Raw genomic sequence first — 13,473 nt, forward strand, 5'->3', positions numbered from 1 at the left:
ACCGCGCTCCACAGGCGATCTTGGCTCCTTACAAGCGAGGGGTCACTGGTTCGATACCAGTACCGCCCACCTGCGAAAAGGCCCCGTCTCCGACTGCGGAAACGGGGCCTGAGTGACTAAGTGAGTGACTAACTCCCAAAGATCTTGTCCATCGCCGCAGCTCCTTGCATGATCACCGGCCGGATCTGGTGCCGGTAGACCGTCTCGGTCACCACCGTGTTGGAGTGGCCGACCAGGCGCGAGATGTCCTCGATCGGGACGCCGGAGTCCGACAGCACCGACACGAAGCTGTGCCGCAGCTCGCGCGGGGACCATTGCTTGCCGACGAGACCGGCTGCATCCACCACCTTCCGGAAGTCGCGTCGTACGTTGTGCGCGGTGACCGGCGTTCCCGTCCTCGTGCAGAAGACGAGGTCGGTGTCCTGCCATCGCTCGCGCGCCTTCTCTCGTGCGGTCTGCTGGACGTCCCAGAGCAGACGAAGCGCCTCCACACAGCGGCGGGGGAGCTTGAGCGAGCGCCGGGACTTCACGGTCTTCGTGTCGCCCTTCTGCCGGACGGAGCGCCACACGTAGATCGCGAACTCCTCGTGGTCCCATCCCGCCTCTGCCACTGGTAACCACGCCTCGCGCTCTGCGTCGTATGCGACGACGTGAGACCAGAGCAGCGCACGCAGTTCCTCGGTACGCGCGCCGATCAGCAGCGACAGGACGATGTACGCCCTGATGCGCTCGCCGCTGGTCTCCGCCTCGGCCAGGACGGCCAGTGCTTGAGCGAGGGCGAGCGCCTTGGAAGGTCGGCCCGCGCGACCGTCCGGGATGTCGCAGAGATCGACCACGTTCCGCTTCACCATGTCGCGCCGCATGGCGCTCTTGACGGAGCGGTTGAGGATGCCGTGGATCAGCTTGAGTGACCTGGTGCCCAGCTCGTCCGTCTTGCTCGCGAGCCAGCGATCGACGTCCTCCACGGACAGGTCACGAAGCTTGCGAGCACCGAGCGCCGGGATCACGTGCTTGTCGGCGTACGTGTGGTACATGGTGACCGTGGCCGGGGATCTGCCGCTCAAGGGCTCGCTTCGCTCGCCACGCCGCCGCCCGCTCCGGGCGGCCTGCGCGCCGGGCGTGCGGCCTTGGGGGCCGGTCCCGGCGCGCACCGCCCCCGCTCCTGGCGGCGTGACGACCAACAAGCACAGGCCATGCAGGACGCTGAGTCCAGCAAGCCACCTGATGGCCGTTCCGCCGCCGGCCTCCACCGCTACGCGGCCCCTACGGGGTGCTTCGCATGCGCGCCGGCCGCTGCACTCCGAAGACGCATGGATCACGGGCTGAGGTCCGTACCCCTGCCCCCGACACCGCATTGTTCGTGTCCCTTGGTCGGCGTCAACTCCGTCTGCACGCCATGGACGCAGGACGCGTGGAAGCCGCACGGCAACGGCTCCGAAGACGGAGTTGACACCTCGGTCGGGCCACACAATCTGGCAGCTATCGGGGGCGGGGGGAGGAGTGGGCTGTGGGAAGAACCGACCCACGACCAACGGCACGACGCTCCGGCTCGTTCGACGGCGATGCTCATGGGAGCGCTGCCAGGTGAATGCAATTCGGGCAAGCCCGGTCCGCTGTGGGCGAGAACGGCATCGACCAGCCGCACACGGGCAATGGGTACACCGGCTCCCCGCACAAGCTGATCTTCGTGTCGAGTGGTACGGCGTGCTGCACCGCTTGCCGTCCAGTGCCGGACAGCCCGAGCCGGTAGGCCTCGCAGGGATGGTCCGACCCCGATTCCGTGCCGTACACGAGCAGGTCGTCCCAGTGAACCGGCCAGCGCCGAACGCCGCCCAGTAGATCGTGGGCCGCGTCGTCGAGCTCGAACAAGGCCAGGGTGCCGTTGCGCAGGACCATGACCACGGTTCCACGCTGACCGATCAGCCACGCGCCAGAGCCACGGGTTCGAGCGGGACTGTGCAGCAAGTCCACGATCTTGGCACGCACTCCCGGCATGTGCCGAGGCGATGTCACCCCGGTGCCTTGCTCGCTGTCCCCACGTCATCAGATACGGCCGACAGCGGTCGTTTCTCCCGAAGGTCGGCGTAGCGGAAGGCGATTCGTCGAGCGGCCCGTGATGGATCCATGGCCGGATGACGGGCGTACACGGCACGCTTGCGCCGCTCGTCCCACCCCGACCGCCACCAGAACCACTCGCCGTCGCACCACACCACCAGCCCGACCCAGACGGAGACGAGCGCCATGCCGTACCCGTCGTGAGTGTCCGCTGCTATGTCATGCTCTTGCCGCAGTGCGTCGCGCAGTATGTCTGCCGATAGCACTGCTTGTGACTCCTTGCCGTTCCTGGGCACGGCAGTAATCTGGTTCTGCATCGTTGACGCCCCAAAGCTCTCGATGCGTTCTGGACCCCCGTTGTGGGCGGTGTTCCAGCACCGTGCTCCCATGGCGGGGGTCCTACTTAGTCCCCCACTTTAGGGGGGCTAAAGTCGAGGGTAGAACCTGGCCTTAGCCCTCGCAATAGGGGGGCTAAAACCGGCTCGCGTCAGTCGCTGAGGAGGCATTGCCCGGATGGATCTGAAGACGCTGAGGGAAGTCGCCCAGATGAGCGACCCCGTGGAACGAGCCCGCATCCTCAGTCGCCTCATGACCGAGGAGCAGGGCTTGGTCACCGAAGCGGCGAAGATGCGACGCCAGGCGATCGCCGAGGCACGCGAGTCCGGCATGAGTTTGGAAGAGATCGCCGGGCGCTTGGGCGTGTCTCCCGGCCGCATCTCGCAGATGAGGAGAGGGCCAGCGGCCCGCGCACCGGAAGGGCCAGCGTCTCCGGCACCCAGGGTGCTGGTCCAGCGAGCGTTGCCGACCGAGCCAGCCGTACGCGGCTCCAAGTCACTCTTCCTCGCAGAGGCGGAACGACAGGGGCTCAAGGCCGACCGGCGGATGCTGTACGTCGGGCTGGAGCCCGCCAGCGATCATGTGGCGGCTTGCCTCCGTGTCGAGCCAGGCGCGGAGATCGTCGCCAGACGCAAGATGATGTTGGCCAACGACGTGCCGGTGAGAATCGCGACCAGCTACTTCCGCGCCGATCTGTTCGGCGACACCCGGTTGGCCGAGCCCGAGTTCGTGCAGCCGTCGCTGCAGTCCGCCTTGACCGCTCTCGGCTACACGTTCGGTCACGCGGAGGAGAACCTGACCGCCAGGCCGCCGACGCCCTTCGAGCGGGAGACTCTGGAGCTTGAGCCCAGCGAGTGGATCGTCCAGGTCCTCCGAGCCAGCTACTCCACCGAGGGCACGCCCATCCACGTCCTGGAGACGATCTGCGCCGCCAACCGGCACATCTTCCCCATCGGACAGGTCTCCGGGTACGACGAATTCTGAGAAGACGATTGAGAAGATCGGATGCTCACGTATCAAGATCAGACATTCATCAATTTTCGTCAGTTCACCTCAGGCGATCATGCACGTCGCTGGGTCGACATCAAGCGCTTCGGTCTGTCCCGCCCGGACGCCGACGTTACCCATCTGCTGACGGAGCTGATTGGCCAAGAACAGTACCGGGATGACTATGCCGGAGGAGGAGTCGAGGCCAATGGGCTCCGTCATGGCCCCTACTGGCTACGGAACGTGAGCCCGGCCGCATACGTGCTCGTTGATGAGGCGAGCGCGAACGCTATTCTCCGCGACTGGGCGGCACAGTTCGGTCCTCTTCCTGTGGCTCTGTCCGCCCGGCTGGAACGCGAGGTTCATGCACTGGTCGCAGGAGCCACTGAGAGGTACCAGCTCAAGGATCTCGGTTATGAGGCGTTTCACGACTGGGGCGGGGTTCATAACGACTTCCACGAGCTGGTTGTCATCGATCGCCCTGCCAAGGCTCTGTCGCTCCTGGTCGCCGCCGACGACTGAACGTTTTGAGGGGACTGGTAGTCGGCTGGACGGGCGGCATACCGAGTGACTAACTGGGTGACAATCGCCTCGGACGACCATGGACTAGAGGGGATCACCCTGGACCGTAAGCGCAGGTGAGCCTCGTAATCCGAGGTGGTCCCGCCCTCTTCGAGGGTGCCTTACAAGCGAGGGGTCACTGGTTCGATACCAGTACCGCCCACCAGCGCAAAGAAGCCCGGTAGCGATCTTGCTGCCGGGCTTCGTGCCATGAGCGCGCCATGAGGTCGAGCTGATCACGGCGTCTACCGCGTTAACGATCTTGCGGTCGGCCTCGGTCGGTGCCCGCGCTGTAGCGAGGACCAGGTCTCCGTGCGGTTGAGCCGAGTCGGTCTGGGTCCGGATGTGGGATGTGGCAGACGGATGGGACCGTCAGACCGGGCCTGCAGAAGTCGACGTGCCGAAACGTGTCGCTAGATCGCCCGGGGCCGGTTGTCCGCAGGGTCCACATGGACGATCTCCTCCACCGTCACCCTGTGGTCGCGGCCGTTGTGATAGCCGAACGACTGGCCGGGCTCGTTGGCGAGCTGTGAAAGGGTCGCGTCCGGAGTTTGCATCGTTCGAGGGTGAGTCTGATCTGGCCGAGTGTCATGAGGAGATTGCGTTGTGACACAGATGTCCTCTCGCCGCCGGCAACGTCAAGGACGAGCGTCATCACGCCTGCTTGATGCTGCTTCGCCAGGCAGTGGGGCAGTTGCTCGTGCCGCCCCGGTGATGGGTGAGTCGGTTACCTCCAGGACCCGCGCGGAGGTCCGCAAGCCGAATCACCTTCTCAAGTCGTGCGATTCGGCTGGGCCGCGCGAAGTACCTGTACATACACTGGCGGCATGAGCGCGCAACCGCAGGAGTTCTCCCCCGAAGGCCCCCCGCTGGAGAAGAATCTGCGCGCCATCCGCAGAGCGCTGGTCGTCCCGCAGGACCGAGATGGGTTCGACGCAGGTCTTGACGTCGTCTTGGCTGAGGTCCGCGCCAGTTTGGACCTCGGCCGACTCAGCGAATTCATCCATACCTGGTGGCTTGTCGCGTGCGACTCGATCAAGGATCCGCAGGGCCGGAGAGATCTCTACGAGCGGGCTGCCCGTGTCCAGGAACTGGCCGATGGCGGCAAGCCGATCCCTCGGGGCGACAAGACATGGCGCCAACTGCTGGCTGAGCGCGGGGTCGAGCGGTAGGTGTATTCGATCGTTGAGCCCGATCCTGTCGCTCAAGAACAGATCGCGGCGCTCCCCGAGGATGCCTTGCGGTATCTGGCCGGAGTGCTGGACTTGATTGAGCTGGAGCCCTGGGCCGGCGGACCGCAAACGCCCGGCAAGCCCGACGGCAACATGCGCGTCATGCCATTTGGAGAACGTGGGCTCGTGACCTATCTGGTGTTGGAGCCCCAACGCGAGGTATACATCATCCGCGTGCAGTGGATCTAGCTCGAGGGGTGATCATATTGCGCTCTAACTGCCGAGGCATGCGTAGTGCCCCCACAACTCCTGCCTGCCTGGGCCGCGCTGAGTGACTATCTGGGTGACAACGGCCATGGACGAGTCCGGACGGCGAGAGACCACCATGGACGGTGTGTCCAGATCAGGGCAAGTACTGGAGCTGCTCCCTCCCTAATCCGAGAGCTTCCGGTAGGTCGTCGGCCGCCCTCGGCCCCCCAGTTGCTCGACGAGCCCTCTCGATCTCAGTTCGCGTAGTGCCTTGCGGATGTTAGGCGCGGACAGGTTCAATTCCTGCTTCAGATCGGCGACAGTGCGTGTCCCGGCGGCCAAGGCGTCGTAGACACGTAGCTCCGTCTCGTTCAGGTCGTCGCCCGGGCGTATGACGGGAACTGCCTGCTGCCTCAGGACGACGGTGAATCGGATGGCGGCGTCGATGTAATGCGCAGGCGGAAGCCCGGCCTCTGCCAGGGCATGGGCCACGATCGGGATGCCGGTTGCCAGAGCCTCGATCACTCGCGCGCCTGTTTCTGGTGTGCGAGCGTATTGGCAGATCGCAACGAGTCGCGCATTGCGTGCGGAAGTGACGGCATCCTGGCCGAGCCGGTCGACCGTGATGCCATACAGGCCGCCCGGGTTGGAGACGATCAGCCGGTCACGGCGGAGCCGAACCTCCACGGCCATGCCGGCCGACCAATGATCGAGGTCGCGGTGGAGAAGAGCGTTCGCGATGATCTCGCGAAACGCGATATATGGATAGGCGGGCCGATCACGAACAGTTCCGTCCGGCGCTGACACGACGCTGGTGTCAAAGGTTCGCCGTGCCCAGTCCAGGGCCTCTTCCAGCATCCGTGGAATGGCCCCAGTGATCGTCGTCTGGTTCCGAGCCCGCGATCCTGTGGGATCGGTCGGCAACGGCTCCGCCGAAGCCTGGATGACGAAGCGCGGAAACCACTCCTGTGGATGAACTCCCAAAGCCAACAGCCCTGCGACGGTCGGAGTGCCGTCGGGCAGAGTCACTCCAGCACGCCGGAGCAACTCGGCATCGTCAGGGAAACGGCCCAGGCCGTGGGGATCCCGTTCGCGGACCGAACGTAGGAACGCTGTGACAAGGTCGCTGTCCAGGTCCTCCCGGGTGGCGCCTGTCACGGGCTGCCGGTCGAAGAGCGGTGGCTTCCGGGCGGCAAGGAATGCCTGCTCTTCCAGATCCGACAGTGGGAAGTCTCCGTCGTACCCCCGCATGTATGCCGTACCTGACGCCGTGATTCGACACGGCTTGGCCGACGGATCGCATTCATGCACTCTGGCGACGATGACCGGTGCCCCATCCACTTCCGCGTCACTGATCGTAAGCTGGACAGGCGGCGAGAACGAGCGAGCCTTGTGAGCGAGGCCCTGCTTGAGAGCTTGCGGATCTGCAAGCTGTACCGGACGAAAGCCGGTGGCCTCGTCGAGGCCGAGGATGATCGTCCCGCCGCCCGGATGGTTTGCCAGTGCGCTCAGAGTTGAGGCGAGCGACTGCGGCAGCCCTCCTGCCGCCGACTTGACCTCGACATCGTCGTAGTCGCCTCCGGCCGTGCGGAGACGTGCGACCAACTCGTTCACGCTGTGGCTCATAGGTAAATGTAACCATGTGCTGGTTACATTTACTCGGGTTCTGGTTACATTTCATCCGGTTCCGATTCGGCGCCTCCAGACGCGTCGCCACCGAGAGTCCGGCGCCCCGGAGCCGACTGTCCGAGCATCGCATGGCCTGACGAGTTCCCGATCGACGTGATGCCGAGGCGTTCCCCATCCGGCGCCGCCGACGTCACTAGCCTCCTGATCGAGCGCCTTGCCAGTCGTCCCAAAGCCGCCGCCACCGCCCGTTCACCAGGAGAAGGCCTATCTGAAGCACGGGTCGTCCCACTGAGTGACTATCTGAATGACAACGGCCAGGGACGAGCGAGGACGGCCGAGGACTTGGGCGGAACGTTTGCCGAGGCGAGACCGTGAATCACCCAAGATCCCGACTTCTCCTGGCGTGCCTTAAAAGCGAGGGGTCACTGGTTCGATACCAGTATCGCCCACCAGCGCAAAGAAGCCCGGTAGCGATCTTGCTGCCGGGCTTCGTGCCATGAGGACTTGGCGACCATGGCGGCCAGCGCGTTGACGATCTTGCGGTCCGCCTCGGTCGGTGCCCGCGCTGTCGCCCGGGCCTGGTCCCCTCGCGGTTGAGCCGAGTCGGCCTGGGTCCGGATGTGGAATGCAGCCGACGGATGGGACCGTCGTAGACCGGGGCCTGAGAAAGTCTGCCGGGCTGGAGCGGTCGGCTCCAGGCTCGTCGAGGGGCCGTGCACGATGGGAGTCACCCATCAAGACAGCGTGTCGCTAGATCACCTGGGGCTGGTTGTCCGCCGGGTCCACCGGGACGATCTCCTCCACCGTCACCCTGTGGTCGCGGCCGTTGTGATAGCCGAACGACTGGCCGGGCTCGTTGGCGAGTTGTGAAAGGGTCGCGTCCGGAGCCTGGTCGGCGTCGATTTCGCCGTCCTGGACCGTGAAGCTGTAGTGGCCGCCCGCGCCGGCGTCGGCGTCGATCAGCGCGTGGAGCCGGTCAAGCCGAATCCTGGAGGGCACCTGCACCCGGAGCGGCTGTGGTCCATCGACACGCAGGATTGCCCGCCCTCTGTCGGGCACCGGCTGGTCGCGGAATCCGGGCCGGCCACAGCATTTCTTGTACTTGCGCTGAGAGGTGCACCAGCAGGGCGCGTTGCGCTCCGGTGGCCAGGAGATCGCGTCCCGGGCCGGCAGCGTGGACAGGTAGGCCAGCCGTGTACTTCGACGCTGTGGGTCGCGTCCCGTCCGCTCGGCGAACGCGTCGACCTCCGCCAGGTCGATCGCGACCACGGAGACCCTGCCGAGTTCGGCCGAGTCGAGCAGCGATGACTCCAGCTCGCGACGGTAGTCCTCGTGGTCGAGGGGGAATGTGGCGTCGAGCAGCCCTTCGGCCAGGCCCTTGGCGTACTCCCGCGCGGGGAGATAGGCCATCCGAAGCCTGGAGCGCTCCCCGCCCAGCGCACGTTTCCCGGAGGGCGTGGCGGCAGTGCGGGCTGCGCTGAGCAGTTCCTCCATCGCACTTTCAAGCCGGGCCCTCGACTGCTGCCGGTGTTCGGGATCGGGGCTGCGCTCCTCGATCCGCTTGGACTCTTCCTCAAGCCCGAGGCTTCTGGCCAGAGCGGCCCCCTCCCTGGCCAGGAGCGCGCCACGGTCGGTCTGACCCTGTTCGGCGAGGAAGGCCGGAGCCAGGTAGTAGAAACGGACGTCGCGGCGCTCTGGTAGCAGGAACGACATGTCGCGATGGAGGGCCTCCATCTCGGCCAGACCCTCGGCGTCGCGGTGGGCCGCACGCAGGGCGCCCAGGGCGAAGCGCTGGTCGGGGTGGGCGTTGAGTACCTCGGTCAGCAGCTCGACCGCGTCGTGGAGTTCGTCGTCGTCATAGAGGTCGACCAGTTCCCAGGCAAGCTCGAACACCCCGGGATCGCCCTGGCTGCGCGGATCCAGCAGCACCTGCCGGACCGTCTCCCTGGCCGCAGACTCGTTGGTGAGTTCGCCGACCTCGTCAGGCTCGCCGAACTGGTCGTAGACGGTGTCGAGCACCTGCGTGGGCTTGAGGGGGTGGAAGAATCTGTCGGGAAGCATGGGCTCATTGTCCACACGGCGCGGGCACGATGAGCGGTTTCTCCTTGGCATGCGGGGACAGGAGCGACATCGTGTCGCTTCGACACGGCGTTGTGGTTCGAACGGTGCCGAATCTGCGCCGCATCTCAGTTGCGGGATCGTGTCTCTCGAATTCGCGGGCGCTTGGCGAGGCCGGCGATGAGCGCGGCCTGCTGTTCTCTGCATTGTTCGGGGGTGAGCCTCATCCGGCGCTGAGTGACTATCTGGGTGACAACGGCCATGGACGAGTCCGGACGGCGAGAGACCGCCATGGGCGGTATGCCCAGATCAGGGCAGGTACTTGTGGTCCGCTTCAGCCGTACCTGGTGGGTAGATCAGTGCGGCACGAACCGTCCCCGTGCGAACTGGGCGAGGAACGAACCGGAGGGTTGCGGGTCACCGGGGCCGGTGGCCCTTCTTTTTCCGGCCGGCCGGCACGGCCCGGCGGCCGGAGCCGTTCTGCGCGGGCTTTCGTGCCTGCCGCTGTGCCGGTTTCTCCGGAGGGGAGGCGGGGGTACGGCCGCGCGAGCTGTTCGCTGTCCGGCCGCGGACGATGCCGATGAAATCTTCCACCAGGTCAGTGGTCGCGTCCGTGGGCCAGGCCAGCGCGACCTGAGACTGCGGCGCGTCCGGCACCGGCCGGTAGGTGAGATCCCTGCGATGGTGGAGGCGTGCCAGCGACTGCGGAACCAGGAGCAGCCCGGTGCCCGCCGCTACCAGCTCGACCGCGTCGGCCGTCGTGGCCGGGCGGGTGAACGCGGGCAGCCCGGGCCGGACCGTCCACTCGATGGTGTCGTCCAGAGGATGAAGCACCTCGTCGTCGGTCAGGTCGGCGATGGCCACCTCGTCGGCGGCGGCCACCGCGTGGTCCTTGGGCACCACGACCACCGTGGTCTCCACGTAGAGAGGGATCACGCTGAGCCCGTCGCGGTCGACCGGCAGCCTGACGAAACCGGCGTCGGCGCCGCCGTCCCGCAGGAGTCCCACCACCTCGGCGGCGGGAACCGCGACCAGGGTGAGCGGCACGCCGGGCATCCTCTCGGTCCAGACGTTGACCCATTTCGCGGGTGTCACCCCGGGCACGTACGCCAGCCGGAACACCCTGCCGGTCTCCCCATCAGTCACGTGCTCAGGGTACCGATGTCAGGGGAACCGTTCCGACTGACTACTCTTGGCGCCATGACCTCGTCCAAGCCGAAGACCATCCAGACGATGAAGCCCGAGACCGCGGCCAAGAAGCTGGGTGTCCTCCTCTCGGCCACTCCCGCCGAGTTCCAGGCGGGTGTCGTCTCCAGGGACGAGCTGAACGAGTTGCAGTCGAGGCCTCCCGCCTGGCTCGCTGACCTGCGCCGCAACGGTCCGCACCCCAAGCAGGTCGTCGCCGCGAAGCTCGGGGTCTCCATTTCCGGCCTGACCAGGGGCGGGATCACCGGACCGCTCACCACCGCTGAGATCGACGCGCTGAAGGCGGAGAACCCGGCGTGGCTGGAGCGCGAGCGGTCCATCCAGGCAGAGACCCGCAAGGAAGCGCTCCGCCTCAAGCAACGCTAGACGGCTGGGATCCTGCTCGAGCCCGTCCTGCGACCTGCGACGAGCCCGTCCTGCCGCGAGTTCCTCGTCGTCCCGAGGAACCAAGGAGCTTACGCAGGGAGCTGGGGACGGGCTCTTGCCGCAGGTGGGCGTGCGCGGCACTGGTGGAAACGGCGGCCGTCTCGGAGCTGCTGATCAACTATGGTGACCGGTCATGAGGACGCTCATCGTCGGCGGCAGTGGCTTTCTCGGCAGCGAGCTCACTCGACAGTGTTCGCTGGCGGGGCACGAGGTGGCCGCGACCTATCTGACCCGGCGGCCTGGAGAGATCGCCGGCGTTGAGTGGTCGCCGCTCGACGTGCGCCGGCGAGAGGACGTCGACGTGCTGGTCGGCGCCTTCCGGCCGGAGGTGGTCGTCAACGCCGCCTTCCGGCAGGCGGATTGGACGACCACGGCGATCGGCGCCGTGAACGTGGCTCTCGCTGTCTCCACGGCGGGCGGACGCCTCGTTCACGTGTCGAGTGACGCGGTCTTCTCCGGCGCCGCGATTCGCTATGACGAGACGTGCGTCCCCGACCCGATCACCCCGTACGGCGCGGCCAAAGCCGCCGCCGAGACGGCGGTGAACGCGATTATGCCGGCTGCGGTGACAGCCAGGACATCCTTGATCATCGGCGACGGGGGCTCCTCGCACGAGGCCCTTGTGCATTCACTGGCCACCGGCACGGCGCGAGGGGTGCTGTTCACCGACGACGTGCGGTGTCCCGTGCATGTGGTCGACCTTGCCGCGGCGCTCCTGGAACTCGCGGCATCCGAGTATCGGGGTGTCCACCACGTCGCCGGAGCCGATGCCGTGAGCCGATACGAGCTTGGGCTGCTCATCGCTCGCCGCGACGGCCTCGACGCGGACCGTCTGCCTTCGGGCCGGCGGGCGGACAGCAGGGTGCCCGGCCCCCTGGACGTGCGCTTGGACTGCGCCATGACTCAGCGCCGGCTTCGGACCACGTTGCGCGGCGCGCGGCGGTTCCTGGGTGACGGTCGGCGGTGATCGCGCCCTCCGTCCGAAACGCGAGGGTGCCCGGCGTCCCGAGTGGGCTCGATATTGAGGTGTGGGGCGTCGCGATGCTCGGTACGGTAGGTCCAAGTTCGTCGGGCTTGATGTGGATGCGGGGTGAAGGGTGCCGGTTGTCGTTCAGCGACTCGCCGGTGCTCCTCGTCGGAGCCGTATCCCCTTCTGGCTTGGCGGGCTGGTCAGGTCTGGGCCGGCACGGGTCGAAGCTCGTCGGTTATCGCCTCTTAAGCCGGTGGTCGCGGGTTCGAATCCCGTCACGGACTTCGGGTCCGTGTAGCTCAGCGGTAGAGCACCGTATCGGCCGGTGGGCCCTCCCACATCCGCGCCGGTTCCAGACCTGATCGTCCGTCAGCCCTGCCGGTGGTACGGGTCGAATCTCGATCGGTTATCGCTCTCCAAAAGCGGAGACCCGGGTTCGAATCCCGGCGCCGCCTCCGGGCGGTGTGGTGTAGCGGCCTAGCACGTCATACGGCCGGTCGGTCACCCCACATCCGTACCATCGGCAGGGTCGGCGGGCGAGGGGAGCGGGTCGACGTCCTGCGGGATGCCGGGACCAGGTCGCCGGCGTGCGTGACCGCGGTCGGCGCCTCGATACGCCTCAAGGGGCGGCTACCTCTGCTGCGGCCGGTGCGGTCTACGGCCACGACCGAGCGTCTACGTACGTAAGAACAGGTACCTATACGGGGGTTTATACCGCCCCGGATACGCCCGTCGTCTGCGCATGCTGGTCGTGTCAGCAAGAAGGGGGGCGGATCCGGCGTAGCGGCCTGGTGGTCTTGGAAGGACGCCAGCCTGGACGTGAGCGGATCCGCCCCGGGCGGAAGGTGCGAGATGAACAAGTGCTCGGTAGCCGGCGTCATCGGCAGGAGCGCGGACCGGCAGACCTATGCGCAGGGCGGGGCCGCTCCCGAGTACGCGTGTGTGGAGAACCTGGAAGACAGGCGTTCGCCGGTCGAGCCCGCCTATCGCGAGCCTCAGCTGGACGCGGACGTGCGATGCGCCTCGTGGTCGCTTCCGCCCGACGCCTCCTCGGTGGCCTGGGCGAGACACCTCATCAGGGCCCGGCTGGCCTCCTGGGCCCTCGATGGGCCTTCAGAGGTCGCGCAGCTGCTGGTCAGCGAGCTGGTCACCAACGCGGTACGGCACGCGCGCGGGCCGTACCGGCTGGTTCTCTACGTCGTCGAGGACCTGCTGCGCTGTGAGGTCCAGGACGCGGACGAGATCCTGCCCCAACTCCGCCACGTCGACGCGGGCGACGAGAACGGCCGCGGACTGGCCGTGCTGGACCTGCTGGCCTGCTGCTGGGGCAGCCAGCGCACCCTTGAGGGGAAGAGCGTCTGGTTCGAACTTCCGGTGGTCGCCCCGGTCGCCTGCTGATCGGCGCACCGCCGTCAGGCGTGAAAGAAGCCCGGTAGCGATCTCGCCACCGGGCTTCGTGACCACCGCAGGCGGTCACATCAGCATCTGCTCGCGCCGTCGAAGCTTCGGACGCCGCGTGGCACCTGTGTGCTGATGGTCTGCCCCGGTCGCACGGTCTCGCAGGGCCCGTCCGTGCCGCGCGCCCACACGATCTTGAGGTTCAGCGAGTAGTCGCAGTCGTTTCTCGCATAGCCGGTCTTCATGATGCGTCCTGTGCGCTCCCAGACGGTGACACAGGTCGGGGCGTTGCCGGTAGGGACCGCCGCGGCGGCCTGGCCGGGGAGGGCGAGCAGGGTCGCGGCGAGAAGGCCGGACGCGGTGAGAACGGCACCTGTGCGGTGAGAGACGCGCATGGTCGGGCAAGTCCTTTCATGGGGAACCTTG

15 protein-coding genes are annotated in these 13,473 nt (G+C 66.7%); 7 read left to right on the plus strand and 8 right to left on the minus strand.

Features of this window, described 5'->3' with window-relative positions; translation table 11 throughout:
• Positions 1 to 128 precede the first annotated feature (128 nt).
• From ACFSKW_RS19620 to ACFSKW_RS19630, 3 genes are all read right to left on the minus strand, one after another.
• Positions 129 to 1,064 carry a site-specific integrase gene (locus tag ACFSKW_RS19620; RefSeq protein ID WP_379573709.1) on the minus strand — a complete coding sequence of 312 codons (936 nt, stop codon included), beginning with the start codon at positions 1,062 to 1,064 and terminating at the stop codon, positions 129 to 131.
• Between the two features lie 502 nt (positions 1,065 to 1,566).
• The gene (locus ACFSKW_RS19625) at positions 1,567 to 1,902 is read right to left on the minus strand and encodes a hypothetical protein (RefSeq protein WP_379573710.1); all 336 of its coding nucleotides are present in this window, start codon (positions 1,900 to 1,902) and stop codon (positions 1,567 to 1,569) included.
• 107 nt (positions 1,903 to 2,009) lie between these two features.
• Complete coding sequence (locus ACFSKW_RS19630; RefSeq protein ID WP_379573711.1) at positions 2,010 to 2,243, minus strand: hypothetical protein; 234 nt, start codon at positions 2,241 to 2,243, stop codon at positions 2,010 to 2,012.
• A gap of 325 nt (positions 2,244 to 2,568) precedes the next feature.
• Between ACFSKW_RS19630 and ACFSKW_RS19635 the strand changes: the two genes are divergently transcribed.
• Together ACFSKW_RS19635 and ACFSKW_RS19640 are read left to right on the plus strand one after the other, a co-directional pair.
• Positions 2,569 to 3,375, plus strand: coding sequence for a UTRA domain-containing protein (locus ACFSKW_RS19635; protein ID WP_379573712.1), 807 nt, complete (start codon positions 2,569 to 2,571; stop codon positions 3,373 to 3,375).
• A 21-nt stretch (positions 3,376 to 3,396) separates the two neighbouring features.
• A complete protein-coding gene (locus ACFSKW_RS19640; RefSeq protein WP_379573713.1) occupies positions 3,397 to 3,900 on the plus strand; it encodes a hypothetical protein in 504 nt (167 codons plus the stop codon).
• A 452-nt stretch (positions 3,901 to 4,352) separates the two neighbouring features.
• Here the strand turns inward: ACFSKW_RS19640 and ACFSKW_RS19645 are convergent, their stop codons facing one another.
• On the minus strand, positions 4,353 to 4,496 hold the full coding sequence (locus ACFSKW_RS19645; RefSeq protein ID WP_379573714.1) for a plasmid pRiA4b ORF-3 family protein: 144 nt from the start codon (positions 4,494 to 4,496) through the stop codon (positions 4,353 to 4,355).
• Positions 4,497 to 4,766: 270 nt separating this feature from the next.
• On the opposite strand from ACFSKW_RS19645, the gene ACFSKW_RS19650 reads away from it, so the two are divergent.
• Both ACFSKW_RS19650 and ACFSKW_RS19655 read left to right on the plus strand, forming a co-directional pair.
• Complete coding sequence (locus tag ACFSKW_RS19650) at positions 4,767 to 5,111, plus strand: DUF6247 family protein (protein WP_379573715.1); 345 nt, start codon at positions 4,767 to 4,769, stop codon at positions 5,109 to 5,111.
• Positions 5,112 to 5,360 carry a hypothetical protein gene (locus ACFSKW_RS19655; RefSeq protein WP_357667337.1) on the plus strand — a complete coding sequence of 83 codons (249 nt, stop codon included), beginning with the start codon at positions 5,112 to 5,114 and terminating at the stop codon, positions 5,358 to 5,360. It abuts the gene before it with no gap.
• A gap of 183 nt (positions 5,361 to 5,543) precedes the next feature.
• Here the strand turns inward: ACFSKW_RS19655 and ACFSKW_RS19660 are convergent, their stop codons facing one another.
• The 3 genes from ACFSKW_RS19660 to ACFSKW_RS19670 all read right to left on the minus strand — a co-directional run bounded on the left by ACFSKW_RS19660 (position 5,544) and on the right by ACFSKW_RS19670 (position 10,193).
• Positions 5,544 to 6,974, minus strand: coding sequence for an ATP-binding protein (locus tag ACFSKW_RS19660; RefSeq protein WP_379573716.1), 1,431 nt, complete (start codon positions 6,972 to 6,974; stop codon positions 5,544 to 5,546).
• Positions 6,975 to 7,739: 765 nt separating this feature from the next.
• Positions 7,740 to 9,050, minus strand: coding sequence for an SEC-C metal-binding domain-containing protein (locus ACFSKW_RS19665; RefSeq protein WP_379573717.1), 1,311 nt, complete (start codon positions 9,048 to 9,050; stop codon positions 7,740 to 7,742).
• A 414-nt stretch (positions 9,051 to 9,464) separates the two neighbouring features.
• Entirely contained in the window at positions 9,465 to 10,193 is a 729-nt protein-coding gene (locus ACFSKW_RS19670) for a LysR family substrate-binding domain-containing protein (RefSeq protein ID WP_379573718.1), read from the minus strand.
• Positions 10,194 to 10,247: 54 nt separating this feature from the next.
• Here ACFSKW_RS19670 and ACFSKW_RS19675 point away from each other — a divergent pair, with 54 nt between their 5' ends.
• The 3 genes from ACFSKW_RS19675 (at position 10,248) to ACFSKW_RS19685 (ending at position 13,047) form a co-directional block, all read left to right on the plus strand.
• Positions 10,248 to 10,619, plus strand: coding sequence for a DUF5997 family protein (locus ACFSKW_RS19675; protein WP_379573719.1), 372 nt, complete (start codon positions 10,248 to 10,250; stop codon positions 10,617 to 10,619).
• A gap of 193 nt (positions 10,620 to 10,812) precedes the next feature.
• On the plus strand, positions 10,813 to 11,646 hold the full coding sequence (locus ACFSKW_RS19680) for an SDR family oxidoreductase (protein WP_379573720.1): 834 nt from the start codon (positions 10,813 to 10,815) through the stop codon (positions 11,644 to 11,646).
• 855 nt (positions 11,647 to 12,501) lie between these two features.
• The gene (locus ACFSKW_RS19685; RefSeq protein ID WP_379573721.1) at positions 12,502 to 13,047 is read left to right on the plus strand and encodes an ATP-binding protein; all 546 of its coding nucleotides are present in this window, start codon (positions 12,502 to 12,504) and stop codon (positions 13,045 to 13,047) included.
• Between the two features lie 80 nt (positions 13,048 to 13,127).
• Here the strand turns inward: ACFSKW_RS19685 and ACFSKW_RS19690 are convergent, their stop codons facing one another.
• Positions 13,128 to 13,442 (minus strand): hypothetical protein, encoded by a 315-nt coding sequence (locus ACFSKW_RS19690; protein ID WP_379573722.1) that lies wholly within the window; start codon positions 13,440 to 13,442, stop codon positions 13,128 to 13,130.
• Positions 13,443 to 13,473 lie beyond the last annotated feature (31 nt).

The organism is Nonomuraea mangrovi, assembly GCF_042681425.1.
GTDB lineage: Bacteria > Actinomycetota > Actinomycetes > Streptosporangiales > Streptosporangiaceae > Nonomuraea > Nonomuraea mangrovi.

Coding starts and splice junctions, on each gene's coding strand:
- ACFSKW_RS19630 (WP_379573711.1), bottom strand. CDS start 2,243: ATGGCGCTCGTCTCCGTCTGGGTCGGGCTGGTGGTGTGGTGCGACGGC.
- ACFSKW_RS19635 (WP_379573712.1), top strand. CDS start 2,569: ATGGATCTGAAGACGCTGAGGGAAGTCGCCCAGATGAGCGACCCCGTG.
- ACFSKW_RS19640 (WP_379573713.1), top strand. CDS start 3,397: ATGCTCACGTATCAAGATCAGACATTCATCAATTTTCGTCAGTTCACC.
- ACFSKW_RS19645 (WP_379573714.1), bottom strand. CDS start 4,496: ATGCAAACTCCGGACGCGACCCTTTCACAGCTCGCCAACGAGCCCGGC.
- ACFSKW_RS19650 (WP_379573715.1), top strand. CDS start 4,767: ATGAGCGCGCAACCGCAGGAGTTCTCCCCCGAAGGCCCCCCGCTGGAG.
- ACFSKW_RS19665 (WP_379573717.1), bottom strand. CDS start 9,050: ATGCTTCCCGACAGATTCTTCCACCCCCTCAAGCCCACGCAGGTGCTC.
- ACFSKW_RS19675 (WP_379573719.1), top strand. CDS start 10,248: ATGACCTCGTCCAAGCCGAAGACCATCCAGACGATGAAGCCCGAGACC.
- ACFSKW_RS19680 (WP_379573720.1), top strand. CDS start 10,813: ATGAGGACGCTCATCGTCGGCGGCAGTGGCTTTCTCGGCAGCGAGCTC.
- ACFSKW_RS19685 (WP_379573721.1), top strand. CDS start 12,502: ATGAACAAGTGCTCGGTAGCCGGCGTCATCGGCAGGAGCGCGGACCGG.
- ACFSKW_RS19690 (WP_379573722.1), bottom strand. CDS start 13,442: ATGCGCGTCTCTCACCGCACAGGTGCCGTTCTCACCGCGTCCGGCCTT.